24 protein-coding genes are annotated in these 25,395 nt (G+C 68.7%); 14 read left to right on the top strand and 10 right to left on the bottom strand.

Features of this window, described 5'->3' with window-relative positions; all coding sequences use genetic code 11:
- The first annotated feature begins 139 nt into the window (after window positions 1–139).
- Together DK368_RS12785 and DK368_RS12780 are read left to right on the top strand one after the other, a co-directional pair.
- The gene (locus DK368_RS12785) at window positions 140–1,057 is read left to right on the top strand and encodes a ribokinase (RefSeq protein ID WP_114394344.1); all 918 of its coding nucleotides are present in this window, start codon (window positions 140–142) and stop codon (window positions 1,055–1,057) included.
- 186 nt (window positions 1,058–1,243) lie between these two features.
- Complete coding sequence (locus DK368_RS12780) at window positions 1,244–2,836, top strand: peptide MFS transporter (RefSeq protein ID WP_114394343.1); 1,593 nt, start codon at window positions 1,244–1,246, stop codon at window positions 2,834–2,836.
- Window positions 2,837–2,925: 89 nt separating this feature from the next.
- Here DK368_RS12780 and DK368_RS12775 read toward each other — a convergent pair whose 3' ends face one another.
- On the bottom strand, window positions 2,926–4,539 hold the full coding sequence (locus tag DK368_RS12775) for a sensor histidine kinase (RefSeq protein ID WP_162306020.1): 1,614 nt from the start codon (window positions 4,537–4,539) through the stop codon (window positions 2,926–2,928).
- A gap of 283 nt (window positions 4,540–4,822) precedes the next feature.
- On the opposite strand from DK368_RS12775, the gene DK368_RS12770 reads away from it, so the two are divergent.
- Window positions 4,823–5,668, top strand: a complete 846-nt coding sequence (locus DK368_RS12770; RefSeq protein WP_114394341.1) for a tetratricopeptide repeat protein — start codon at window positions 4,823–4,825, stop codon at window positions 5,666–5,668.
- Between the two features lie 53 nt (window positions 5,669–5,721).
- On the opposite strand, the gene DK368_RS12765 is transcribed toward DK368_RS12770, so the two are convergent.
- Window positions 5,722–6,078 carry a response regulator gene (locus DK368_RS12765; protein ID WP_240002484.1) on the bottom strand — a complete coding sequence of 119 codons (357 nt, stop codon included), beginning with the start codon at window positions 6,076–6,078 and terminating at the stop codon, window positions 5,722–5,724.
- 401 nt (window positions 6,079–6,479) lie between these two features.
- Between DK368_RS12765 and DK368_RS12760 the strand changes: the two genes are divergently transcribed.
- The 8 genes from DK368_RS12760 to DK368_RS12725 all read left to right on the top strand — a co-directional run bounded on the left by DK368_RS12760 (window position 6,480) and on the right by DK368_RS12725 (window position 14,656).
- A complete protein-coding gene (locus tag DK368_RS12760) occupies window positions 6,480–6,929 on the top strand; it encodes a MerR family transcriptional regulator (RefSeq protein ID WP_420818900.1) in 450 nt (149 codons plus the stop codon).
- 104 nt (window positions 6,930–7,033) lie between these two features.
- Window positions 7,034–8,173, top strand: a complete 1,140-nt coding sequence (locus DK368_RS12755; protein ID WP_114394338.1) for a thiolase family protein — start codon at window positions 7,034–7,036, stop codon at window positions 8,171–8,173.
- Between the two features lie 30 nt (window positions 8,174–8,203).
- Complete coding sequence (locus DK368_RS12750; protein ID WP_114394337.1) at window positions 8,204–10,549, top strand: 3-hydroxyacyl-CoA dehydrogenase/enoyl-CoA hydratase family protein; 2,346 nt, start codon at window positions 8,204–8,206, stop codon at window positions 10,547–10,549.
- Window positions 10,550–10,691: 142 nt separating this feature from the next.
- Window positions 10,692–10,901, top strand: coding sequence for an addiction module protein (locus DK368_RS12745; protein WP_114394336.1), 210 nt, complete (start codon window positions 10,692–10,694; stop codon window positions 10,899–10,901).
- A complete protein-coding gene (locus DK368_RS12740; RefSeq protein WP_114394335.1) occupies window positions 10,898–11,191 on the top strand; it encodes a type II toxin-antitoxin system RelE/ParE family toxin in 294 nt (97 codons plus the stop codon). The genes DK368_RS12745 and DK368_RS12740 overlap by 4 nt, the downstream gene beginning before the upstream one ends.
- A gap of 197 nt (window positions 11,192–11,388) precedes the next feature.
- Window positions 11,389–13,182 (top strand): acyl-CoA dehydrogenase C-terminal domain-containing protein, encoded by a 1,794-nt coding sequence (locus tag DK368_RS12735; RefSeq protein ID WP_114394334.1) that lies wholly within the window; start codon window positions 11,389–11,391, stop codon window positions 13,180–13,182.
- Between the two features lie 270 nt (window positions 13,183–13,452).
- Window positions 13,453–13,992 carry a thioesterase family protein gene (locus DK368_RS12730; protein WP_114394333.1) on the top strand — a complete coding sequence of 180 codons (540 nt, stop codon included), beginning with the start codon at window positions 13,453–13,455 and terminating at the stop codon, window positions 13,990–13,992.
- 127 nt (window positions 13,993–14,119) lie between these two features.
- Window positions 14,120–14,656 carry a cell wall hydrolase gene (locus tag DK368_RS12725; RefSeq protein ID WP_114394332.1) on the top strand — a complete coding sequence of 179 codons (537 nt, stop codon included), beginning with the start codon at window positions 14,120–14,122 and terminating at the stop codon, window positions 14,654–14,656.
- A gap of 91 nt (window positions 14,657–14,747) precedes the next feature.
- On the opposite strand, the gene DK368_RS12720 is transcribed toward DK368_RS12725, so the two are convergent.
- The 8 genes from DK368_RS12720 to DK368_RS12685 form a co-directional block, all read right to left on the bottom strand.
- Window positions 14,748–15,440: a glutathione binding-like protein gene (locus DK368_RS12720; RefSeq protein ID WP_114394331.1), complete on the bottom strand. Its 693-nt coding sequence runs from the start codon at window positions 15,438–15,440 to the stop codon at window positions 14,748–14,750.
- Window positions 15,441–15,544: 104 nt separating this feature from the next.
- On the bottom strand, window positions 15,545–16,327 hold the full coding sequence (locus DK368_RS12715) for a ZIP family metal transporter (protein ID WP_240002479.1): 783 nt from the start codon (window positions 16,325–16,327) through the stop codon (window positions 15,545–15,547).
- A 79-nt stretch (window positions 16,328–16,406) separates the two neighbouring features.
- Complete coding sequence (locus DK368_RS12710; protein WP_114394330.1) at window positions 16,407–16,964, bottom strand: universal stress protein; 558 nt, start codon at window positions 16,962–16,964, stop codon at window positions 16,407–16,409.
- A gap of 19 nt (window positions 16,965–16,983) precedes the next feature.
- Complete coding sequence (locus tag DK368_RS12705; RefSeq protein WP_114394329.1) at window positions 16,984–17,418, bottom strand: CBS domain-containing protein; 435 nt, start codon at window positions 17,416–17,418, stop codon at window positions 16,984–16,986.
- 251 nt (window positions 17,419–17,669) lie between these two features.
- Window positions 17,670–18,179, bottom strand: a complete 510-nt coding sequence (locus DK368_RS12700) for a hypothetical protein (protein ID WP_114394328.1) — start codon at window positions 18,177–18,179, stop codon at window positions 17,670–17,672.
- 165 nt (window positions 18,180–18,344) lie between these two features.
- Window positions 18,345–21,866: a chromosome segregation protein SMC gene (gene smc / locus DK368_RS12695; RefSeq protein WP_114394327.1), complete on the bottom strand. Its 3,522-nt coding sequence runs from the start codon at window positions 21,864–21,866 to the stop codon at window positions 18,345–18,347.
- A gap of 121 nt (window positions 21,867–21,987) precedes the next feature.
- On the bottom strand, window positions 21,988–22,662 hold the full coding sequence (locus tag DK368_RS12690) for a thioredoxin domain-containing protein (RefSeq protein ID WP_114394326.1): 675 nt from the start codon (window positions 22,660–22,662) through the stop codon (window positions 21,988–21,990).
- 62 nt (window positions 22,663–22,724) lie between these two features.
- On the bottom strand, window positions 22,725–23,183 hold the full coding sequence (locus DK368_RS12685) for a DUF721 domain-containing protein (protein WP_114394325.1): 459 nt from the start codon (window positions 23,181–23,183) through the stop codon (window positions 22,725–22,727).
- 97 nt (window positions 23,184–23,280) lie between these two features.
- Between DK368_RS12685 and mutY the strand changes: the two genes are divergently transcribed.
- From mutY to DK368_RS12670, 3 genes are all read left to right on the top strand, one after another.
- The gene (mutY, locus tag DK368_RS12680; protein WP_240002478.1) at window positions 23,281–24,318 is read left to right on the top strand and encodes an A/G-specific adenine glycosylase; all 1,038 of its coding nucleotides are present in this window, start codon (window positions 23,281–23,283) and stop codon (window positions 24,316–24,318) included.
- 66 nt (window positions 24,319–24,384) lie between these two features.
- Window positions 24,385–25,032, top strand: coding sequence for a DUF1194 domain-containing protein (locus DK368_RS12675; RefSeq protein WP_155524571.1), 648 nt, complete (start codon window positions 24,385–24,387; stop codon window positions 25,030–25,032).
- A gap of 140 nt (window positions 25,033–25,172) precedes the next feature.
- Window positions 25,173–25,379, top strand: coding sequence for a hypothetical protein (locus DK368_RS12670; protein WP_114394322.1), 207 nt, complete (start codon window positions 25,173–25,175; stop codon window positions 25,377–25,379).
- The last annotated feature ends 16 nt before the right edge of the window (window positions 25,380–25,395 follow it).

The raw sequence follows: 25,395 nt of genomic DNA, 5'->3' as shown, positions 1-25,395 counted from the left end.
TGGAACGCTCTGGCGGACGGGGATGGGGCCGGCGGCATGACCGCCGGCCCTTCGTCTGTCCGCCGGCCGGTCCCATTCGCCCCTTCCGTCGGCTTCCCCATTGCGTTAGGAAGCGCAAAAGCGTTTCCAGGGGGAGCCCATGGCCAAGGTCGTCATCGCCGGCAGCATCAATATCGATATCCTGTCCACCATGACGCGCGCGCCGCGCGCCGGTGAGACGGTCAATGGCGATACCGTCGCCTTCATGCCCGGCGGCAAGGGGCTGAACCAGGCGGTGGCGGCGGCGCAGCAGGGGCTGCCCGTGGCCTTTGTCGGCCGTGTCGGCCAGGATGCCTTCGGCGATCAGGTCATCGCCTTCTTCCGGGAGAAGGGCATCGACACCGGCGCCATCATTCGCACCGGCACGGCGCCCACGGCCAATGCCATCATCCTGGTCGACGGCACGGCGGAGAACTACATCGTGGTCATCCCGGCCGCCAACGCCGAGACCTGCCCGGCGGATGCCGAGCGGCTGGAGATCGCGGCCGGCGACGTGGTGGTCAGCCAGTTCGAGATCCCCCGCACCACCATTGCCGCCGTGTTCAGACGGGCCCGGCAGGCCGGTGCCCGCACCATCCTCAATGCCGCCCCGGCCCTGGACGATGCGCCGGAGTCGCTGTGGGCCGACACCGACATCCTGGTGGTCAACGAGACCGAACTCAGCCATTTCGCCGGAGTCCCCGTCAGCGGTGACGCGCCGGTGGCCGAGGTGGGCGATGTGGCCCGCCGGCTGATCCAGCGGCCGGGCCAGACGGTCATCGCCACGCTGGGCGTGCGCGGGGCCGTGGCGGTGACGGCCGAGGGCGAGATCCTGGTGCCCGGCCGCGCCGTCAAGGCGGTGGACACCACCGGGGCCGGCGACTGTTTCGTCGGCAGCCTGTCGGCGCGGCTGGCTGCCGGAGACGATCTGGCTGCGGCCATGCGCTATGCCAATGTCGCCGCCAGCATCAGCGTGACCCGCGTCGGCACCGGCACGGCCATGCCGACGGCGGACGAGGTGCGTGCCGTTCTCGGCTAAAGTTCGGTGCAATAATCGGGCGGAATGGCGGCTCGTCCCTTGCGTTTTATTGCGAGGGCCGGGCGTCGCGCCTGCGCTTCTTCCAGAAGCGCGCATAAAAATGTCGCATTCGTATCGGTCCGTGCTTTCGCGGTGTGGGTCCCCATGATATAGGCCCGGCTTTCGCCACCCCAACCGCAGGCGACAATGGCTCTGATCTCCTCCGATCCCGAGCGCGGTTTCTTTGGCCATCCGCGCGGCCTTGCCCCCCTCTTTTTCGCCGAGATGTGGGAGCGTTTCAGCTTCTACGGCATGCGGGCGCTGCTGACCCTCTATCTGGTCAAGCATTTCCTCTATTCCGACGAACAGGCCGGCTTCATCTATGCCAGCTATGCCTCGCTGAACTACGCCATGCCGGTCATCGGCGGCCTGATCGCCGACCGGTTCCTGGGCAACCGCAAGGCGGTGATGCTGGGCGCCATCCTTCTGGTGTGCGGCCATATCGGCATGGCCTTCGAAGGCAGCCCGGCCCAGATCGTCGACGGCGTCATCGTGCGCCAGTCGCCCTATGACCAGATCATGTTCCTGTCGCTGGCCTTCATCATCGTCGGCGTCGGCTTCCTGAAGTCGAACATCTCGACCATGGTCGGCAAGCTCTACAGCGACAAGAATGATCCGCGCCGCGATCCCGGTTACACCATTTTCTACATGGGCGTTAACCTGGGCTCGTTCTTCTCGACCATCGCCTGCGGCTATCTGGGCGAGACCTATGGCTGGGCCTATGGTTTCGGTCTGGCCGGCATCGGCATGATCGCCGGCCTGTTCGCGTTTTCGCGCGGAACCAAATGGTACCGCAATGCCGAGCCGCCCAATCCTGCGCTGCTGAAGCAGCGCACGGCCATCGGCCTGCCGCGCGAATGGCTGATCTATCTGGGCGCCGTGGCCGCCGTCGGCGTCAACTGGCAGCTGGTGCAGCTGCATGCCGTGGTCGGCAGCCTGCTGCTGGTCATCGTGGCGACGGCACTGGCCGGTGTGCTGTGGTTCAGCTTCACCCAGTGCAGCAAGATCGAGCGCGACCGCATGTTCGTCGTGCTGGTGCTGACGGCGTTGTCGGTGGTGTTCTGGACCCTGTTCGAGCAGGCCGGCACCTCGCTGACCCTGTTCGCCGACCGCAACTCCGACCGCTCGCTGTTCGGGCTGATCATCCCGGCGTCGGTGGTGCAGGTGTTCAACCCCATGTTCATCGTGCTGCTGGGGCCGGTGTTCTCCTGGGGGTGGGTCAAGCTGGCGCAGAAGGGGCTGGAGCCGCCGACGCCGCTGAAGTTCGCCCTGGCCATCCTCCAGGTGGGCCTGGGTTTCGGCGCGCTGGTGTTCGGTGCGTCGCTGGCGGGTGAGGATGCGCAGACCGGCCTGTTCTGGCTGGCGCTGGGCTATCTGCTGCACACCACCGGCGAGCTGTGCCTGTCCCCGGTGGGCCTGTCCATGATCTCCCGCCTGTCGGTGGCGCGGGTCACCGCGATGATGATGGGCGTGTGGTTCCTGGCCTCGGCCGGTGCCCACTTCCTGGCCGGCATCGTCGCCGCCATGGCCAGCACCAGTTCGGAGCCGGGCCGGGTCATGTCCGCCCAGGAAAGCCTGCCGGTCTATAGCGGCGTCTTCTACGACCTGTTCATCGCCGCCACCATCATCGCCGTGCTGGTGGCCGTGATCAGCCCGTTCCTGACCCGGAAGATGCATATGGGCAAGGAGGCCAATCTCGGCGCCGAGCCGGAACGCAAGGTCCAGGCGTCGGCCGAGTGAGCTGATCCCCCAGGGATGTCAGCAGGGCAGGGGCCGCCGGGTGATCCGGCGGCCCCTGTCGTTTGTATCGGGTTCGTTTGTATCGGCCGTCAGGCGCCGGGCGGCAGGGGGGACAGGGGCGGGATCTGCATATGGAAGCAGGTGCCGTGGCCCGCGGGCGGGGGGGTGAAGCCGGAATCGGCATAGAGCTGGCGGGTCAGGGCCTGGATCAGCTTCATGCCGATGCTGCCGTCGCGCTGGGTGTCGGCCGGCATCCCGCGGCCGTCATCGCAGATCTCGACCCGATGGCCGGTCCGATCCTGGCTGACGGCGATGGTCACGCTGCCACCGTCCCCCGGCCGGAAGGCATGTTTCATGGCGTTGCTCAGCACTTCGGTCACGATCAGGGCCACGGGCACCGCCCGCTCCAGATCGATGCTGCTGGGGTTGAGGCGGAACTGCAGCTTGATGCCCCGCTCCCCGGCAGCGTAGGTGTCCGCCAGTCCCTGGGCAAGCCGGGTCAGATAGCTGGGCAGATCGACCTCGGCGGCCTGATTGCTGCCGTAGAGCGTCTCATGCACCAGGCCGATGGCGCGCAGCCGCTCCGCCGTCTCCTCGAATGCGGCCCGCACCGCCGGGTCGGAGAATTTTGCCGATTGCAGCTGGACCAGGCTGGAGGTGACCTGGAGGTTGTTCTTGACCCGGTGATGCACCTCGCGGAACAGCACCTCCTTGTCGGCCAGGGCGCGGTTCAGCGCGTCACGCGTGCGCGCTTCGGTGGCGCTGGCCCGCAGCAGCAGGAAGACCAGCGGGACAAGGCTGCCGAAAGCCGGCAGGGCGATGGCGCCGCTCCACCACAGGCTGCCATACCAGCTGGCCAGGGCCGTGGTCACGGGCAGCGAGGTCACGGCCACCACAGGCCAGCGCTCCAGCCGGCGGAAGGAGGTGATCTCCTCGCGCCCGTCGAAGATCGACGCGGCGCGGAAGGTGCCCGTCGACTGTGTGGCGTAGGCGCTGAAGATGGGGGATGCGGCCATGGTCCGGTCCACGTCCGGCGGAGCCAGATTGGAGCGTGCGATGATGCCGCCCGCGGGCCCGAGCAGGGAAAACACCGTGTCGCGCCCCTGGTTGAGCCCGATGCCGGCGGTGGAGAAGAAACGCTGGCGGAAGGAGACCTGGACGGCCCCATCGAAACGGCCGTCGGGTGCGATCAGGCGCCGGCTGTAGGTATAGAGCACTTCGCCGGTGATGCGGCTGAACAGAGCCTCGCCCACATGCTGTTCCGCCCCGTGGAGATGGGCCTGGAACCAGGCCCGGTCGGCCAGCGATGTGGCCGGCACATCCCGGCGGTCGGAGATGGACACCGGCATGCCCGTGCGGTCCACCACCATCAGGTAGTCGCCCGCCATGTTGGCCGACAGCCGGGCCAGCAGCTGATGCAGGACCGGCGGGCGGATGCCGGAGACACCGCCCGCCGCCAGGATCTCGTCAGCGATGCGGGCGGCGACCTGGTCGCCATTCTCGAAGGTGCGGATGGCGAATTGCTCCAGCACCAGGGTCAGATCGCGGGTCGTCGCTTCGGCCCGGGCGATGGCGCGCCGGTATTCGAGGGACAGGAAGATCCCCAGCAGGCCGGCGATCAGCAGCAGGGTGGTCGCCAGCAGCAGCAGCAGCAGCAGCCTGATCCGGCGGGCGCCGGCGGTGGCAGGGGTCCGATCCGACACAGCAGGCCTCGTCTGGCGGGCGGCGGGACTGCCGCCGGTTGCAGGGCCGGTCCATTGATTAGCCGTCCCGGCGGTGTGGCGCCAGCCCGAATCCGGGCGGAGGGCGGATGATTCCGCGGCGGGCAGCTTTTTCCTCCCGGTCCCCGCGCGGCGGGCAGAATCTGCCAGCACATCCTCTGGGAAGCCGCGGCGTGCCGACCTCCGGCCTTTGGCACGGCGGTTGCTGAGGCAGAGCAGTGTGATCGGGAACCATCCGGGTTCCACCTGTCCAGGGAGTGTTGCCATGTCGCCGGGTCCGGACTGTCTCTACCTGTGCCGCCACCAGTTGGCGGCCGGATTGCTGGCCGATGCCGAGAGCGGTTGCCGGTCGGTGATGGCGGACGAGCCGGACAATGCCGAGGCGGTGCATCTGCTGTCGCTGGTGGCCTTGCGCTCGCACCGGCTGGACGAGGCGGCGGCGCTGGCGGCGCGCGCCGTGGCCCTGGACCGGGAGCGGGCCGAGTTCCATAACGCCCGCGGCATCATCCTGTATCACCGCCGACGGTTCCAGCCAGCCGTGGCGGCCTTCCGGCGCGCGCTGCGCCTGGATGCGACCGCGCCCGTCTGCCACAACAATCTGGGCAATGCCCTGCTGGCGCTGGGCCGTTCCGGCCCGGCGGAGGCCGCCTTCCGCCGGGCCGTGGCCCTGTGGCCGGGCTATGCCGAGGCCCATGCCAACCTTGCCGCGGTCCTGCGCGCGCGGGGCGAGGCGGAAGAGGCGGAGTTCTGCCTGCGCCATGCTCTGGCCCTGCGGCCGGACGGGTTGGACATCGCCTATGAACTGGCGGGCCTGCTGCTGCTGCGGGAGCATTTCGACGAGGCAGCGGCCCTGTTCGCCCGGGTTCTGGCCGGCGACCGCAGCCGGGCTGAGGCGGCCATCGGTCTGGCCCAGTCCTTCCTGGGGCAGGGACGTCACGAGGATGCCCGCCATCTGCTGCGGGGTGTGCTGGCGCGGATGCCGGGCCATGTGGCGGTGACCCTGGCGCTGATGCAGGTGACGGGCGAGGCAGAGCGGATATCCGTGCCATCGATGCTGCCCCCCGGCCCGGCGGCCCGCCTGCCCGGTGATCCGTTCCATGTCATGGGGTGAGCATGATGGGCCGGACGGCACGGGTGGAGGTCACGGGCTGAGCGACCGCCGGCTCAGGCCACCCGGCGATCCAGCATCTCGTCCAGCTTCTGGGCCAGGATGCGGGGGCTGATCGGCTTGGTGAAGAATCGGATCAGGGGGTCGCCCAGACCAACCGGCCCAGCATCCCCCTGATAGCCGGTGACCACCAGGATCGGCAGCGCCGCGTTCCGCTCCCGCAGCCGCGGAATCAGGGTGCGGCCGTCCATGCGCGGCATGCGCAGATCGGTGACGACGGCATCGGCAGGATCGAGGGCGTCAAGGGCCAGCGCTTCCACCCCGTCACGGGTCAGGGAGACCCGGTATCCCGCCTGACTGAGCGCCGCTTCGAACATCATGCCCACAAGCGCCTCATCCTCGACAATGATCACATGCAACGCGGGAGCTCCGGACTGCGGGGGGACGGTCCTTCGGCCGTCCGGACAGTGCGGCGGAGATGGCAACGGGTCCCGAACGGGCGAGGGTGCGGGGCCGGCAGTCCCGTCCGCCGCGGGAGTGCTGCCTTATCCTAGGGAAAGTCCCGGCGGCTTTCCATCTTGCCCGTTTAGGGTTTTGGTCAGGGGAGATGTCCCCGTCTCGTCCAATCGATCTAGACGGGGAAGGTGGCGCCGGTGGCGGGGTGGTCGATCAGGCCGATAGACAGCCGCGCCCTGGTGAAAAATCTCTTGACGTTTACGTAAGGGGAAGTCAGTGTCGGCTAACGTCAGCGCCGACCTCCGGTTCCTTGGCTCCGCCGTCCGGTACGGGCTGCATGCGGGAGGGAAGGGCGGCCGTGCGGGAGGATGATCGCGCCATGCTGGATGGGGGCGGTAAGGCACAGGCCGGTGGCGGCCGCACCTACGGCATCGGCGAACTGGCCGAGGAATTCGGCCTGACCCTGCGCACGCTGCGTTTCTATGAGGATGAGGGGCTGATCGCCCCGGCCCGGCTGGGCACGGTGCGCGTCTATTCCCACCGCGACCGGGCGCGGCTGAAGCTGATCTGCCGCGGCAAGCGGCTGGGCTTTTCCATCGGCGAGATCAAGGATTTCCTGGATCTGTACGACAGCGACGAGGCGCAGGTGGAGCAGATGCGCTTCCTGCATACCCGTGCCCGCGACCGCATCGTGCAGCTGGAACAGCAACTGCGCGATGTGCAGCAGACCTTGAAGGAACTGCGCGAGATCGACGACCTTATCCTGGCCCATCTGCGCCAACAGGGCGCCGAGGCCGGCCAGGGCTGAGCGGGTGGCGACACCCGCGCCGGACCCAAGATCATAAACATCCTGCCGAATGCACCGGGGTCCACCCGGACGGGCAGGCAACCTAGGCGAGGAGATCCCTGTCGATGAAGAACGTCGTCATTGCCGGCTATACCCGGTCCCCGTTCCACCTGGCCAACAAGGGCGAGCTGACCAGGGTCCGTCCGGACGATCTGGCCGCCGCCGTGGTGAAGAGCCTGCTTGAGAAGACGGGCGTCGACGGGGCCGAGATCGAGGACCTGATCGTCGGCTGCGCCTTCCCCGAGGGCGAGCAGGGCTTCAACGTGGCCAAGCTGATCGGCATGATCGCCGGCCTGCCGAAGTCCGTGGCCGGCACCACCGTCAACCGCTTCTGCGGCAGCTCGATGCAGGCCATCCACATGGCCGCCGGCGCCATCCGCATGAATGCCGGCGAAGCCTTCATCGCCGCCGGCATCGAGAGCATGACCCGCGTGCCGATGATGGGCTTCAACCCCATGCCGAACCCGGCGCTGGCCCAGGTCGAACCCGGCGCCTACATGTCCATGGGCATCACCGCCGAGAACCTGTCGAAGAAGTTCGGCATCTCCCGCGCCGAGCAGGAGGCCTATGCCGCCCTGTCCCACCGCAAGGCCGCCCAGGCCCAGGCCGAGGGCCGGTTCGAGGCCGAGATCACCCCGATCACCGTGCCGGGCGGCAAGGTCGTGTCCAAGGACGGCTGCATCCGCCCCGACACCACGGCCGAGACCCTGTCGACGCTGAAGCCGGCCTTCGATGCCACCGGCACCGTCACTGCCGGCACCTCCTCGCCGCTGACCGACGGCGCCTCCGCCACGCTGATCTGCTCCGAGGATTTCGCCCGCGCCCACGGGCTGAAGGTGCTGGCCAAGATCCGCGCCATCGCCGTGGCCGGCTGTGATGCCACCATCATGGGCTACGGCCCGGTGCCCGCCAGCAAGAAGGCGCTGGACCGCGCCGGCATCACCGTGAAGGACCTGGACATCATCGAGAGCAACGAGGCCTTCGCCGTCCAGTCCATGACCGTGGCGCGCGAGCTGGGCTTCGACCCGGAGAAGGTCAACATCGATGGCGGCGCCATCGCGCTGGGCCATCCGCTGGGGGCCACCGGCGCCCGCATCACCGGCAAGGCCGCCAGCCTGCTGCAGCGCGAGGGCAAGGCCCTGGCCCTGTCCACCCAGTGCATCGGCGGCGGCCAGGGCATCGCCACCATCCTGGAAGCGGTCTGATCCGCGGCGCCTGACGGGAGGAAGAAGCCCATGGAAATCAAATCCTGCGCCGTGATCGGCGCCGGCGTGATGGGCAGCGGCATCGCTGCCCACATCGCCAATGCCGGCATTCCCGTCTTCCTGCTCGACATCGTGCCCAACGCGGTGAAGGAGCAGGGGGGCGACCGGTCGGTGGTGGCCAAGACCGCCATCGAGAAGATGCTGAAGACCGACCCGGCCCCCTTCATGCACAAGAAGGCGGCCAGCCTGGTCACCCCCGGCAATATCGAGGACGACCTCGCCAAGCTGGCGGATGTGGACTGGATCATCGAGGCCGTCCTCGAAAATCCGCAGATCAAGCACGACCTGTACAAGAAGCTGGACGCCGTGCGGAAGCCCGGCTCGGTGGTGTCGTCCAACACCTCCACCATCCCGCTGAACATCCTGCTGCAGGGCCAGAGCGAGCAGTTCGCCCAGGATTTCTGCATCACCCATTTCTTCAACCCGCCGCGCTACATGCGGCTGCTGGAGATCGTGAAGGGGCCGCAGACCCGCGCCGAGGCGCTGGACACCGTGGCCCGCTTCTGCGACGTGGTGCTGGGCAAGGGCGTGGTCGCGTGCAAGGACACGCCGGGCTTCATCGCCAACCGCATCGGCACCTATTTCATGCAGGCGGCGGTCAATGAGGCCATCGACGGCGGCCTGACGGTGGAGGAGGCGGATGCCATCTCCGGCAAGCCCATGGGCCTGCCCAAGACCGGCACCTTCGGCCTGATCGATCTGGTCGGCCTCGATCTGATGCCGCTGATCTCGAAGTCGCTGCTGTCGACCCTGCCCCAGGACGACGATTACCGCCGCATCTTCCGCGAGAACCCCCTCGCCATGAAGATGATCGCGGAGGGCTATACCGGCCGCAAGGGCAAGGGCGGTTTCTACCGCCAGACCAAGCTGCCGGACGGCAAGCGCGTGCGCGAGGCCATCGATCTCAAGACCGGCGAGTACCGCAAGCAGCAGCGCGCGTCCCTGGACAGCGCCAATGCCCGCGGTCTGCGCGCCCTGGTGGAGAGCCCGGACAAGGGCGGCCAGTACGCCTGGCGCGTGCTGTCGCAGAGCCTGACCTATGCCGCCGATCTGGTGCCGCAGATCGCCGACACCGTGGCCGCCGTCGATGAGGCCATGCGCCTGGGCTACAACTGGAAGTTCGGCCCGTTCGAGATGATCGACCAGCTCGGCACCGGCTGGTTCGCCGAGAAGCTGAAGGCCGAGGGCAAGCCGGTCCCGCACATGGTGGAGGTCGCCGCCGGGCGCCCCTTCTACCGGGTGGAGGCCGGGACGCTGGAGTTCCTGGGCACCGACGGCGCCTATCGTCCGGTGGTCCGCCCCGAGGGCGTGCTGCTGCTGTCGGACATCAAGCGCGCCTCCAAGCCGGTGGCCAAGAACGGCTCCGCCAGCCTGTGGGACATTGGCGACGGCGTGCTGTGCCTGGAATTCACCTCGAAGATGAACGCCCTGGACCCGGACATCATGGCGATGCTCCGCAAGGCCATCGGCATCATCGGCGACGGCAAGTCCGGCCCGTTCAAGGCCCTGGTCATCCACAACGAGGCGCCGAATTTCTCCGTCGGCGCCAATCTGGGCCTGGCCCTGTTCGCCATCAACATCGGCATGTACCCGCAGGTGGAGCAGTCCATCGCCGAGGGGCAGGAGACCTACAAGGCGCTGAAGTTCGCGCCGTTCCCCAGCGTGGCCGCGCCCAGTGGCATGGCGCTGGGCGGCGGGTGCGAGATCCTGCTGCATTCCGCGGCCGTCCAGGCCCATGCCGAACTGTATGCCGGTCTGGTCGAGGTGGGCGTGGGTGTGCTGCCGGGCTGGGGTGGCTGCAAGGAGCTGGTCCTGCGCCACACCGCCAACAAGAAGCGTCCGGGCGGGCCGATGCCGCCGCTGGCCGCCGCCTTCGAGGCCATCTCCACCGCCAAGGTGGCGAAGTCGGCTTTCGAGGCGCGGGACATGCTGATCCTGCGCGGCCATGACGGCATCACCTTCAACAGGGACCGGCTGCTGGCCGACGCCAAGAAGAAGGCTCTGGACATGGTCGCCGCCGGCTATACCGCGCCGGAGCCGGTGGAGATCCGCCTGCCGGGTCCGGCGGCCAAGGCCGCGCTGGAACTGGCGGTGGAGGGCTTCGCCCTGCAGGGCAAGGCCACGCCCCACGATGTGGTGGTGTCGAAAGCGGTGGCGACGGTGCTGTCCGGTGGCGACACCGACATCACCCGCGTCATGACCGAGGACGACCTGTTCGCGCTGGAGCGGGAGCAGTTCCTGGCCCTGACCAAGACCACCGGCACCATCGAGCGCATCGAGCACATGCTGGAAACCGGCAAGCCGCTGCGGAATTGATAGGCTGGACCGGGAGGGTTGGGTTAGAGTCTGGCCCAACCCTCCTATCCCGGGGCATTTCGACGGCTCCCCTGCAGCTCGGGTATTCTTCCGGACCGTGGGGTGACGTCGGGCCATCATGCATCGAGGCGGAATATCCTCCATGTCGACCTTGGACTTTAGCCACCTTTCCACTCAGGAGCGGCTGATCCTGATCGAGGAACTGTGGGACAGCATCGACCGGGACAGACTTCCGTTGACGGAGGCGCAGGCCATCGAGGTCGACCGCAGGCTCGCCCAGCTCGACAAGCGTCCAGGGGAGGGGCGGGATGCCTTCGAAGCGTTGGCTGACCTTCGGAAGCGCTTTGGGTGATCCATGTCCGCCTGACGTCGGCAGCCGAGGCTGAACTCGCCGATGCTCTCCGCTGGTATGGGGAGATCCGCCGGGAATTGGCCGGCCGCCTGCTGGACGAATATGAGCGTCTCCTCCTCCGGCTCCGCGAGAATCCCCATCAGTTCCCAAGCGTGCGCAATGACATACGCAGAGCCGGCTTCCGCCACTTTCCCTACGGTTTACTTTTCCGCCTTTTTCCGGAGGAGGTGGAGATCATTGCCGTCTTCCACACGAGCCGCGACCCACGCCAATGGGAACGGCGCATGTAGCATCATCCGTCGGCTCCCGGCGTCGGTCGGATGCTGGAAATAACGTTTACGTCAAGGTAAGCTAGATCGGGTCATCAAGACCCGCAAGACTGTCGCCCACCCGCGCGTTCCGGTGCCTTCTTCCCCGAATTCGGGCAATGACGCCTGTTGCCGGGGTGGAGCCGTGCCGGCCGCCGATGAGAGGAAGGACCCCTCCCATGCCCGTCTACAAGGCTCCGCTTGAGGACATCAATTTCGTCCTCAACGACGTTCTGAACGCCCAGACCCTGGCCCAGTTGCCGGGGTACGAGGATGCCACGCCCGACCTGATCCAGTCCGTGCTGGAGGAGGCGGCCAAGCTCTGTGAGAACGAGCTGCAGCCGCTGAACCGCGTCGGCCACGAGGAAGGCTGCCACTACGAGAACGGTGTGGTGCGCACGCCCAAGGGCTTCAAGGAAGCCTATGACAAGTATGTCGAGGGCGGCTGGCAGGGCATGGCCTTCGATCCCGAATTCGGCGGGCAGGGGCTGCCGCACACGATCGGCTTCGTGCTGGAGGAGCTGATGTGCTCCGCCAACATGGCCTTCGCCATGTATCCGGGCCTGACCCACGGCGCCATGAGCGCCATCAAGGCCCATGCCAATGACGAGCTGAAGCAGCGCTACCTGCCGAAGATGGTGGCCGGCGAGTGGTCCGGCACCATGTGCCTGACCGAGCCGCACTGCGGCACCGATCTGGGCCTGCTGAAGACCAAGGCCGTCCCCAATGAGGATGGCAGCTACAAGATCACCGGCACCAAGATCTTCATCTCCGCCGGTGAGCACGACCTGACGAAGAACATCGTCCATCTGGTGCTGGCCAAGCTGCCCGACGCCCCGCCGGGCATCAAGGGCATCAGCCTGTTCCTGGTGCCGAAGTTCCTGCCCAACGATGACAACGAGCCCGGCGTGCGCAACGGCGTGATGTGCGGCTCCATCGAGCACAAGATGGGCATCAACGGCAACGCCACCTGCGTCATGAACTTCGACGACGCCACCGGCTGGCTGGTGGGCGAGGCCCACAAGGGCATGCGCGCCATGTTCACCATGATGAACGCGGCCCGTCTGGGCGTCGGCATGCAGGGCCTGGGCGTGGGCGCCGTCGCCTATCAGAACGCCGTCGTCTATGCCAAGGACCGCATCCAGGGCCGGTCGCTGTCCGGGGCCAAGGCGCTGGACAAGGCCGCCGATCCCATCATCGTGCATCCCGACGTGCGCAAGAACCTGCTGCAGGGCAAGGCCTTCATTGAGGGCGCCCGCGCGCTGGGCTATTGGGTCGGCATGATGATCGACACCTATGAGAAGCACCCGGACCCGAAGGTGCGGCAGGAGGCGGAGGATTTCGTCGCCCTGCTGACGCCGGTGGTGAAGGCCTACTTCACCGACATGGGCTACGAGGTCGCCACCAACAGCCAGCAGATGTATGGCGGCCACGGCTATATCCGGGAATGGGGCATGGAGCAGTTCGTGCGCGATGCCCGCATCGCCATGATCTATGAAGGCGCCAACGGCATCCAGGCGCTGGATCTGGTGGGCCGCAAGATGCCGCAGAACATGGGCCGCCTGCTGCGCCGCTTCTTCCACCCGATGCAGGCCGAGCTGGAGCAGAGCCAGGAGAACCCGGCGCTGCTGGAATTCGTGGTGCCGCTGGCCAAGGCCTTCGGCAAGCTGCAGCAGGCCACCGCCATCGTGGCCCAGAAGGGCATGGCCCGGCCGGATGAGGCCGGTGCCGCCAGCACCGATTATCTCCGCATGTTCGGTCTGGTCAGCCTGGGCTGGATGTGGCTGAAGATGGTGAAGGTCGCGCAGGCCAAGCTGGCGGATGGCAGCGACGGCAAGGCCGACTTCTACGACGCCAAGATCAAGACCGCCCGCTTCTTCGTCGAGAAGATGCTGCCGGAGGTGGAATTCCGCTTCCGCAGCCTGATGGCCGGCGGCAAGAGCATGATGGACTTGGCCGTCGAGCAGTTCTGACACTGAGGAAGGGCCCCGGCGCTGACGCCGCCGGGGCCTTTGCCCGCCGGCTGGCCCGTGGGGACGGGCCGGTTGATCGGCTCGCCCTGTCATTTCCGGGGCCTCCCGTTTTCCTGTCTTCGCGCCGTGCCTGCGCAGGCGGCCCCGGGGTCGTGTGTACGCCGATCGGGCCTGCTGATCCCTGGCTCCTTCATCTTCGTGGGGGATGAAGCGGGGACAGCCCGCCGAGGGCATCCGGCTTTCCCTGCACAACCATGAACATCCAGGGCCATGAATCTGTTTTTCCGCATGCTGTGGGTCATTGCCACGGCGCTGCTGTCCCGGCGGCGGCTGGAGCCGCTGGATGTGTCGGAGCTGACCTTCCGGGTCCTGCCCAATGACCTGGACGTCAATCTGCACATCAACAATGGCCGCTATCTGACCATTGCCGATCTGGGGCGCATCGACATGATGCTGCGCACCGGCATGGTACGCACGCTGGTGCGCCAGCGCTGGGCGCCGATCCTGGGCGGTGCAACCGTGCGCTTCCGCCGCTCGCTGCTGCCGTTCCAGCGCTATCGCCTGAAGACGCGATTGCTCTGCTGGGACGCCAAATGGGTCTATATGGAACATGTGTTCGAGACCATGGACGGGGAGCTGGCCGCCGTGGTCTGGGTCAAGGGCCTGTTCAAGGCCGGATCGCGCACGGTTCCCACCAGCGATGTGCTGGAGGCCATGGGCCGCCACTATGACAGCCCGCCCATGCCGCCCGAGGTCTTCGCCTGGCAGACGGCGGAGCAGGCCATGGCAGAGTCCGCCCGCGCGGCATGAAACCCCCGGCTCTCCTCTCCTCGGAAGGGGCAGGGAGCCGCAGGAAGCGGGGTAAGAGCCGTACCACCGAACCTCTGTCCGCATCGTCCCGTTGTCGGCCCGTCGGCAACAACGGGGCGAGGGACCCATGCGGAGCGATATCGGGAAGATGACGGCGGTGGCGCTTACTCTGGTCGTGGCGGATTGGGGCGTATCGCGGCTGGGCGGAACGCCGGACCGTGTGGTGGAGGAGATCGCGGGTGTTCCCGCGGCAGAAGCGCTGCCGGCCCTGGCGCTGGCGCCGGAACAGAAGCACTGTCTGGCCCAGGCGGTCTATTTCGAGGCGCGCGGCGAGCCGGAAACCGCCAAGCGGGCCGTGGCCGCGGTGGTGCTGAACCGGACCCGGCATCCGGACTTTCCCGACAGCATCTGCGGTGTCGTCCGCCAGGGCGGATCAAAGGGCCCCTGTCAGTTCTCCTGGTGGTGCGATGGCCGCAGCGATGCGGCGCAGGACGCCCGCTCCTGGCAGGAGGCGCTGCGCATCGCCGAGGAGATGGCCCGCGCGCCGGAGCGCGATCCGACCCGGGGCGCCCTCTATTTCCACCGCGATGACGTGCATCCCACCTGGAAGACCGCCTTCCGTCCGGTGGCGTCCATCGGTCGCCATATCTACTACGCAGAGTAATAGCAGCCGGCGGCCGTGGCCGGGCGCGCAGCATGGCGCGGATCTGGGTGCGGTCCGGCCCCGGGTGACGGACCCGGGGCCGTGTTCGCCGTCAGCGCTTCTTGCCGAACATGTTTTCCCGCTCGGCGTCGGTCAGGGACTGGCCGGCGGGGCGCACATTCTCCTTCAGCAGCTCCAGCCCGCGCTGCACGGCGGGGCGGGCGGCGATGGCGTCGATCCAGCGCTTCACATGCGGGAACTCGGCGGTTTCGATGCCATAGCGCTCATGCAGGCGCAGCCAGGGGAACGTGGCCATGTCGGCGATGCCGTATTCGTCGCCGCCCAGATAGGCCGATGCGGCCAGCCGCTCATTGGCGACCTTCATCAGCCGCTTGGCCTCGGCACCGTAGCGATCGATGCCGTACTGGATCTTCTCCGGCGCATAGAACATGAAATGGCCGGCCTGGCCGAACATGGGGCCGACGCCGCCCATCTGCCACATCAGCCACTGCAGGTGCGTGTACCAGGTGGCCGGGTCCTGCGGACGGAACTTGCCGGTCTTCTCCGCCAGATAGATCAGGATGGCGCCGGATTCGAACAGGCTCAGCGGCTTGCCGCCGGGCCCGTCGGAATCGACGATGGCGGGCATGCGGTTGTTTGGGCTGATCTTCAGGAAGTCCGGCTTGAACTGGTCACCGGCGCCGATATTGACGGCATGCACCGTGTAGGGCAGCCCCATCTCCTCCAGGGCGATGGAAACCTTGTAGCCGTTCGGCGTGGGCCAGACATAGAGATCGATGGCCATCGGTTCGCTTCCTCGGGAATTGCACAGAGGTCCGGACCCTAACAAACAGCCGGCGCCCGTGACTATGCGCGATTTCACACCCGGCGGCCGCTGCAAATCCGCCCTCAGCCCAGGGTCACGTCCAGATACATCATCACGGCCAGCCCGACCATGACCCCGCCGGTGGCCATAGTCTCATGCCCCTGTCGGTGGGTTTCCGGGATGATCTCGTTGCTGATGACGAACAGCATGGCGCCGGCGGCGAAGCCCAGACCCCAGGGCAGCAGCGGTTGCGACAGGCTGGTGGCGGCGGCCCCCAGCAGCCCGCCCAGCGGTTCCACCAGTCCGGTCAGCAGGGCCACACCCACGGCCACGCTCCGCCGATAGTTCAGCCCGATCAGGCTGGCGGCCACGGCCAGCCCTTCCGGCATGTTCTGCAGGCCGATGGCCAGGGCGATGGTCCGGCCCTGGGCCAGATCACCACCACCAAAGCCGACGCCGACGGCCAGCCCCTCCGGCACATTGTGCAGGGTGATGGCCAGCACGAACAGCCAGATCCGCCGCAGCTTAGCCGCATGGAGGGGGCTGTGCGCCTGGGGGATGAAATGCTCGTGCGGGACCGTCCGGTTGATCAGCCAGAGCACTGCGGCCCCCAGCAGCACCGCCGTCAGCACGGTCAGTGCCGCGCTGGAGCGGCTGTGGCCGCTGTGTTCGACGATGTCCAGCGCCGGGATGATCAGGCTGAAGAAACTGGCGGCCAGCATGACGCCGGCGGCGAAACCCAGCAGCGTGTCCTGCCAGCGGTCGGTCAGGCGGCGGATCAGCAGCATGGGGGCGGCGCCCAGACCGGTGGCGGCGCCGGCGATCAGGCTGGCCAAGGTGCCGGCCAGAAGGGGATTATCGGGCAAGATACGCAGGAACTCCGGACGGCCGGCCTCCAGGGACAACGGTTCCCCAGGCCCAAAGGTCCCGGCATGGTGCCGTCGCTCAGGCCAGACGGTCAATGCGTTCGGTTGTCAGGTTGCCCGGAACCACCAGCAGCGGAATGTCCAAGGTCCCGGCGAGTTCACCCGCCAGCCACGAGATCAGGCGGCCCTTGCGCACCGCCGGCGGGGCGGCGCCGACCACCAGGGCGTGAATGTCGCCATCCTCGGCGATAGCGGCCAGGATTTCCTCGCCGATCTGGCCCTGGCGGATATGCAGTTCCGGGATCAGGCCGGTCAGCCGCTGCACCTCGCCGGCCAGACCATGCAGCAGCAGCTCCGCCTCGGCGCGGCTCTCCTGCTCCATGGCGTCGGCGATGCTCATCCAGCCCAGATACTCGGCCGGTTCAATGACATGCAGCAGGGCCAGCAACCCGCCGACATTGCGGGCGCGCAGGGCTGCGAAGCGCAAGGCGGCACGGGATTGCGGGCTGCCATCGACACAGACCAGGAACTTGAACCGTTCCGGTGCCGTGGCCGGTGCTGGCGGCCAGGGGGCGGCAAGGGCGAGAGGGGGCGCTGGCGCCGGCGGTGCCGGCGCCTGTCGGACGGTCAGGAACATGCCGATGCCCTCCGCGGGGTCAGAGACTGCCGGCGACGTAGCTGCGCAGGCTCTCCACCTCGTGCGTGTATTCGTCGAGGCGGAACTTCACCACGTCGCCGATGCTGATGACGCCGACCAGCCGGCCGCGGTCGAGCACCGGCATATGGCGGAAGCGGCCGTCCGTCATGCGCGCCATGATGCTGGCCACGGTGTCGTCGGGGCTGCAGGTCATGACCCGGCGCGTCATCAGGTCGGACACCGGCATCTGCAGCACCGGGGCGCCATAGCTGGCCAGCGCCCGCACGATGTCGCGTTCCGACAGGATACCGGCAATGCCGCCGGCGGCATCGACCACCAGCACGGCGCCGATGCGGTTGATGCTGAGAAGCTGGGCCGTGGTGCCCACCATATCCTCGGGCCGCGCCGTGATGATGGTCGCGCCCTTGGTCTTCAGGATCGCCGAGACGTGCATGCCAGTGTCCCCCACCTGTCCGGGTGTGGGGCATCCGGCCCGCGGATCGCGGGGCAGGTGCCCTGTTGCATACAGGGAACGGGATGTTGCGGCGCACGCGCAAGAGGATTTGTGACCGAACAATACAGCCTATGACATATCGCCGGCAGATCGATCATCCCGCTATGACTTCCGGCCGAGCCCCTCAACAACGCAGAAGGCCCGCACCAGCGGTGCGGGCCTCGGGATCGGGATGAAAAGACGGAAGCCGATCAACGGGAGGTGCTGGCCGGCTGCACCTGCTGCTGCGGGATCAGGGCCAGACAGTTCTCGACGATCTGGTAGCACTGGCCCAGCCGGCGGGACTGGCTGTCGGTGGCGCCGCCATAGACCAGTTGCGTCACCGTGCCGTTGCGCAGGGTGAAGGTGGCCTGGCAGTCGCGGCTTTCGATCTCGACCTCGTCCGGCCAGCCCCAGGCGCCATAGCCGCCCCAGGGACCCCAGCCCGGCCCGTACCAGGGATGGTAGTAGCCGGCACCAAAGCGCGGCGACGGATAGCGGTCCGTGGTGATGCGCTGGCTGACATAAGTGAAATAGTCGACATTGTCGATGGTGGCCGACCGTGCCGGCACACCGGCGCAGGACAGCAGCGTCTGCTTCGGCATGCCGATGAAGGCCTGCTGCGCATACAGGGCCTGATCCGCCTGCGGATTGGCGCAGGCCGCAAGACCGCCCAGCATGGCCGCGGCGGCCAGTACTTTCAGGGCGCGACGAGACGTCATTTTGCTCGCTCCTCAAACCTGTCGGGCCCGGTTACCCGTGCCACGGCACCCCAGCAGCCCCCCAACAAGCCCATTGCATCATATTGGGGCAGCCTTGTGACGTTGCAGTGATCCAAATCACCGATCATCCAACAATTTCCGCGCCAAAGCGTGCCGTCGGCAGGATCATGCCGCCATGCTTTCCGCGGCGGCCAGATCGACCGAGACCAGCTGGCTGACGCCCCGCTCCATCATGGTGACGCCGAACAGCCGGTCCATGCGCGCCATGGTCAGGCGATGGTGGGTGACGATGAGGAAACGCGTCTGTCCACCGCGGGCCATCTGTTCGACCAGATCGCAGAAGCGGCCGACATTGGCCTCGTCCAGCGGCGCATCCACCTCGTCCAGCACGCAGATCGGCGCGGGATTGCACAGGAACACGGCGAACAGCAGCGACAGGGCCGTCAGCGCCTGTTCGCCGCCCGACAGCAGCGACAGCACCTGCAGCTTCTTGCCCGGCGGGCTGGCATAGATCTCCAACCCGGCCTCCAGCGGGTCCTCGGCCTCGGTCAGCTTCAGATGCGCCCGGCCGCCGCCGAACAGGCTGGTGAACATCTCCTGGAAATGGGCGTCGACCTTGCTGAAGGCGGCCAGCAGCCGTTCCCGCGCTTCGCGGTTCAGGCTGGCGATGCCCTGGCGCAGGCGGGAGATGGCGCTGACCAGATCCTCGCGCTCGCCGCGCATGACCCCGATCTGCTCCTCCAGCTCCCGCACCTCCTGTTCGGCGCGCAGATTGACCGGCCCCATATTCTCCCGTTCGGCCAGCAGCCGGTCGAGCCGGGACTCCACGGCGGCGGGATCGGGAAGGTCCTCGGCCGGGTCGATGCCGGCCACCGACAGCACCGTGTCCGGATCGCAGTCGATCCGCTCGGCGATGCGCTCGCGCACGGTCTGCTGCGCCTGCTGGGCGGCGGCCACGGCCGCCTCGGCGCGGGCGCGGGCCTCGCGCGCATCGGCAAGACCGTTCTCCGCATTCTTCAACTGGCGTTCGATCTCGGCCATGCGGGTTTCCAGCTCAGCCAGCGCATCGGCTGCGCGCTTGCGCACGCGCTCGGCCTCGGCGATGCGGCCGGCCAGATCCTCACGCTGAAGCTCGATCTCGGCCGGGCGTTCGGCCAGAAGATCCAGCTCGGCCCGCGCCTCCGCCGCGCGCTCCTCCAACTCGGCCAGACGGCCGTCGGTGCCGGCCATGCGGCCGGTCCAGGAGGCGTGCTCCTGGGCGATGGCGGCCAGACGGCGGCGGCGGGACTCGGCATCGCGCACCAGCCGGTCGGCGGCGTTCTGGCAGCCGGCCAGACGGGTCCGCTGCTCCGCCACCCGCGCCCGCAGCTCGGCGATGCGGTTGCGGCCCTCCGCCGGGTCGGGCAGCCCGGCCAGGGCCTCGCGGGCCTCGGTCCAGTGTTCCTCGGCGGCCAGCCGGTCGGCCTCGGACTGGGCGACGGCTTCGGCCAGGGCCTGCAGCCGCGACGCCGCGGCGGCGGCGGCCTGGGCCAGCCGGGCATGGGCGTCGCGGGCCTGGCTGCTGGCGCTGAACGCGGTGCGCACGGCATCGCGGGCGGTCCGGTCGCGGGCGGCGGCCTGATCCAGCCCGACGCGGGCCGCGGCAGCGGCGGCCTCCGCCCCGGCGCGCACCTGCTCGACCGTCTCCCGGGCCTCGGTGACCCGGTCCTCGGCCGCGGCCAGTTCCAGCTCCAGCTCGGCCAGCCGGTTGCGCTGGGTCAGGCGGATGGCGGCGGCGGTGGGGGCGCCCGGGGCCGTGGTCAGCCCGTCCCAGCGCCAAGCGCCGCCATCGCGGGTCACCAGCACCTGACCCGGCCGCAGGTCCGGGGCCAGCCGCGCCGCCGTGGCGGCATCGGGCACCAGGGCCACATGGGACAGGCAGCGGGCCAGCGCCGCCGGGGCCCGCACCTGCCGGGCCAGCGGATCGCTGCCGGCGGGCAGGGGGGCCGGATCGGGCAGGGCGGGCAGGGCACGCCAATGCACCGGCGCCGCCTCGTCCAGCGGTGCCGTCAGATCATCGCCCAGGGCGGCGGCCAGCGCCTGTTCATAGCCCGGCGTCACCGTCACGGCGTCGATCAGCGGCGGGAACAGGTCGGCCTTGTTGACCTTCAGCAAGGCCTGAAGACCGTCGCGCTCGGCCCGCAGCCGGCCGCGATGCTGGTCGGCCTGGGCCAGGGCATCGCGGGCGCGGGCCTGGGCCACCTGACCCTCGGCCCGCCGCTGCTCGGCGGCATGCTCGGCCTCGGCCTTGGCCCGCTCGGCCGCCTCGGCCTCGGCGCGGGCCAGGTCCAGCCGTTCCTCGGCCTCGGCGATGGCGGCTTCGGCCTCCTCCAGGTCGGCGCGGCCGCCGGTTTCGGCCTGCAACGCCGCCTGCTGCACCCGCTGCTCCTCCAGCCGGCGGCGGGTGGCGGTGACCCGGGTCTCCAGGTCCCGCAGCTGGCGCTCCAGGGCGCTGCGCTGTGCCTCGTCGGCGGCGGCCGCCTCCAGGGAACGGGCCAGATCACGGTCGGCGGCATCCACGGCATCGCGGGCCTCCAGCAGGGCGGCCTGCGCCTCCTCCTGCTCGATGGCTTCCTGCTCCTGCGCCTCCAGCAACGACAGGCGTTCCTCGGCCAGCCGCTCCAGGGCCTGGCGGGCGTCCTGGGCCAGGGATGTCTCGCGCGACAGGTCGCCATCGAGCTGGGCCAGCCGGCGCTGCACGGCGGCGAAGGCCTCCCTGGCCCGGCGCTCCTCCGTGTCCAGCTGTTCACGCGCCAGCAGCAGCCGTTGCAGGGCCGCGGCCGATGCCGCCTCGGCCTGACGCCGGGCCGGCAGCCCCTCGGCTTCCTCCAGCCGCCGCGCCGTGGCCTGGGTCACCGCCAGCATCAGGCCGCGCACCGCCTCCTCGGCGGTGGCGAATCCGGCACGGGCGCGCTGCACCTGTGCCTCGACCTCGGTCCATTTCAGATGCAGCAGGATGGCCTCGGCCCGGCGGATATGCTCCTGCAGGTTCCGGTAGCGGCTGGCCTGCCGCGCCTGCTTGCGCAAGCCCTGGAGCTGCTGATCCATGGTGGTCAGCACATCGTCCAGCCGGGTCAGATTGGTCTCGGCGGCGCGCAGCCGCAGCTCGGCCTCATGCTTGCGGGCATGCAGGCCGCTGATGCCGGCGGCTTCCTCCAGCAACTGGCGGCGGTCGCCGGGCCTGGCGTTGATCAGGGCGCCGACGCGCCCCTGGCTGACCAGGGCCGGGCTGTTGGCGCCCGAGGCATTGTCGGCGAACAGGATCTGCACGTCGCGGGCGCGCACCAGCTTGCCGTTGACGCGGTAATCCGACCCTTCGCCGCGGGTCAGCTTGCGGGTGATCTCCAGCTCGTCCAGGTCGTTGAACTGGGCCGGCGCCGTGCGGCTGGCATTGTCCAGGACCAGCGCCACCTCGCACAGATTGCGGGCGGGGCGGGTGGCGGTGCCGCCGAAGATGACGTCGTCCATATCGGCGCCGCGCATCTTCTTGGCCGAGGTCTCGCCCATGACCCAGCGCAGCGCTTCCAGCAGGTTGGATTTGCCGCAGCCGTTGGGGCCGACGACGCCGGTCATGCCCGGCTCGATCAGCAGTTCGGTCGGATCGACGAAGGATTTGAAGCCGGAAAGACGGAGCCTGGTGAACTGCACGGCGGTATCCCTGTCACGGCAGGGCCGGCCGCCCCACCCCGGCCCGCACTCCGCGGCCGGCGCAGCACGGGCGGCGGGCCGGACGGTCAGGGCGGCGGGGGAGGCGGCGCATGCGGATCACTCAGCCGGCGGGCTTGCCGCGCTTGGCGCCGGCCTTCACCAGCGCATCGATCAGTTCCTGCTCGTTGGCGCCATTGACACGGCCGGCGCCCTCATTGATCAGGAAGGTCGGGGTGCTGTCGATCTTGTACTTCTCGGCCGCCACCATCTGGCTCTGGATGATGGCATCCTCCAGCGGCTTGTTGGCCAGGCAGGCATCGATCTGGGGCTGGGACATGCCGGCCAGCTTGGCCGTCTGCGTCAGGTGCTGCAGGAAATCCTGGTTCAGCCACTTGGCCTGGGTCTTGAAATAGACCGACTTCAGCGCCTTGCCCTTTTCCGGTCCGCCGCAATGCACCAGCATGGCGGCGCGCAGGCCCGGCGCATTCAGCGGGTAGTCGCGGAAGATCAGCTTGACCTGACCGCTGTCGATGAACTCCGCCTTGATCTTCGGCAGGATCTCGGCATCGAAATGGCCGCAATGGGAACAGGCGATCGAGGCGTATTCGATCACGGTGATCGGGGCCTTGGGGTCGCCGATCATCACACCCTCGGTGGCGGCCTTCACCGGATCATAACCGGCATCCTGGGCCAGGGCCGGTGCCGCGGCCAGCGGCAGGGCCGCCAGCGACAGGGCGGCGGCCGTCAGGCCCATCAGGCCGCGACGGGTCAGGTGGGAGCGAACATGTCGGCGCAAAATTGCCTCCTGCACACAAGATGTTGGACTATAAACAGAGGGGTGAGGGCGGAGCAAGCCGGTCACCCGGCGCCCAGGGCACGGCCCAGCCGTTCCAGCGCTTCCCGCAGGTCGGGATCTTCCACCGTGGCGGCCGTGGCGGCGATGGATTTTTCCTGCTGCGGGGTGATGCGCTTGGGCGGCACCACATAGCTTTTGGACTTGAGCGCCGGCCCGCCATGCACCAGCTTCAGCCGCGCCACCGCGCGCCAGCCCATATAGGCGTTGATCCGTTCGATCAGCTGGGGTTCCTCATGCTGCAGCAGCAGTGCCGCCGGGCTGGAGACGCGGAGATGCATCACCGCCTCCTCCCGCTTGCCGGCGGGGAAGACCAGCTTCAGCGGCGATGTCTGTTCGGCCAGGCGCGAGCCGACGATGCTGGCCCAGTCCGTCAGCAGGGCGCCGAAGGCAAGCCCGTTCTTTCCCAGCGCCTTGCCCGCAACGGCGGTCAGGGTGCGACCCAACCTCTGTGGTCCTGTCATGGCGAAACGCTCCAGCCCGATGCCGTCCGTTAAAGCAGAAGCCCGCCCGGCTGACCAGCCTGTTGCCCGCCCTGCCGCGGAGGAAAGGGCGCGTGCCATGGCCGCACGGCTGCTGGACTGGTACGACCGGCACCGTCGCATCCTGCCCTGGCGCTTCGCTCCCGGCGAGACGGCGGATCCGTACCGGGTCTGGCTGTCGGAGATCATGCTGCAACAGACCACGGTGGCGGCCGTGGTTCCCTATTTCCAGGACTTCACCCGCCGCTGGCCGACCGTCTCCGCCCTGGCCGGTTCGGACCTGGACGATGTGCTGCGGGCCTGGGCCGGGCTGGGCTATTACGCCCGCGCCCGCAACCTGCATCGCTGCGCCCAGACCGTGGCCGACCGGCACGGCGGTGTCTTCCCCGACGATGAGGAGCAATTGCGGCAGCTTCCAGGCGTGGGCGCCTATACTGCCGCCGCCGTGGCCGCCATCGCCTTCGACCTCCCCGCGGTGGCGGTGGACGGCAATGTTGAGCGGGTCATGGCCCGGATCTTCGCGGTGACCGAGCCGCTGCCGGGGTCCAAGGGCCGGCTGCGGGATCTGGCCGCCGGACTGGTGCCGGCCACGCGGCCCGGCGACTATACCCAGGCCCTGTTCGACCTGGGGGCCACGATCTGCACGCCGAAGAAGCCCCGCTGCATGCTCTGCCCCTGGGAAGCCGGCTGTGCCGCCCGTGCCGCCGGGATCCAGGACGGCCTGCCGGCCAAGGCGGAGAAGGCGGCCAAGCCGGTCCGCCGCGGCATCGCCTTCTTCGTCAGCGCGCCCGACGGGTCGGTGCTGCTGCGGCGCCGGGCGGAGCAGGGGCTGCTGGGCGGCATGATGGAGGTGCCGTCCACCGCCTGGACCGCGGCGATGCCCACGGACGGGGAGGCGGCGGGACAGGCGCCGCTGCCGGCCGACTGGCGCGTTCTGCCGGGTCTGGTGCGTCATACTTTCACCCATTTCGAACTGGAGATTGTGGTCTGGAGCGGACGGGCGGCAGCGGCCCCGGCCCTGGCGGGATGCCGATGGGTGGCGCCCGACCGGCTGGGCGACGAGGCGCTGCCCACGGTCATGCGCAAGATGGTCCGCCATGCCCTGAACCAGGGATGATGGATCCAGGCCAGACGAGGCGGTGCTGCGGTGCGGGTGAATCGGCGTGCGGTTCTGACGGGGTTGGTGGCGGCACCGGCAGCCATGGCGCTGCCGGCCCATGCGGCGGCGGAGCCGGTGGATCTGGCCCTGGTGCTGGCGGTCGACGCCTCCGCCAGCATTAGCAGGGGGACGTTGGATTTCCAGCTGCGCGGCCATGCCGCTGCCTTCCGCCACCCGGCGGTGCCGCAGGCCATCGCCAACGGCGCCCGCCGCCGCATCGCTGTCATGCTGGCGCAGTTCGCCGGGCCGGATGCCGTCACCACGCTGGTGCCCTGGCGCGTGCTGGCCAGTGCCGATGAGTGCCAGGCCATGGCGGCCACCATCGATGCGGCGCCGGGGGTGGCCATGGGCGGCAGCACGGCCCTGGGCGGGGCCGTGGCCGCGCTGGTGCGGCAGGTGGACGCCGCCCCCTTCGCCACCGACCGCCGCACCATCGATGTGGTGTCCAACGGCTTCAGCAATGCCGGCCTGGACCCGATCTCCGCCCGGGCCTATGCGGCGGCGGCGGGCGTGACGGTCAACGCCCTGGCCATCCTGGACGAGTATGACTGGCTGGAACGCTATTACGCCGACAATGTCATCGTCGGCGACGGGGCCTTCGTGCGCACGGTCGACAGCCCGGAGAGCTTCGCCGACGCCTTCCTGGCCAAGCTGGTCAGCGAGATCGTCTGATCCGGCCCGATTGTGGCTTCCCGGCCAACGCCCACCCTATGCGGAGGTGCGCTGGCCCCGGACCGGCACTGGGATCATTGTTGGACCACCCGGCACCAGGAGACGAGTCCGGCTGTTGCTCCTGGCAGGAGGACCCGATCATGCGGCATTACGGGGTTATCGCGGAGGAGGACCGGCGTGGCCTGGGCGCTGTACTGGGCCTGCTGACCGGCATCATCGGCGGGACCGCCATGGCTGTCTGGACCGCTCCGCTGTCGGGGCCGTTGCTGGCCCGGCAGGACCCCGCGGCCCTGTATGCGGCCGCGGATGCCTTTCCGCCGCCGCCCGGTCTTTCCCGGCAGGCGTGAGGCGGCCGGCGGGGGC

Source organism: Oleisolibacter albus, from assembly GCF_003336875.1.
Taxonomy (GTDB): Bacteria; Pseudomonadota; Alphaproteobacteria; order Azospirillales; family Azospirillaceae; genus Niveispirillum; species Niveispirillum album.
Note: the sequence above shows the minus strand (reverse complement) of the source record. Positions and strands in the feature narration are given on the sequence as shown.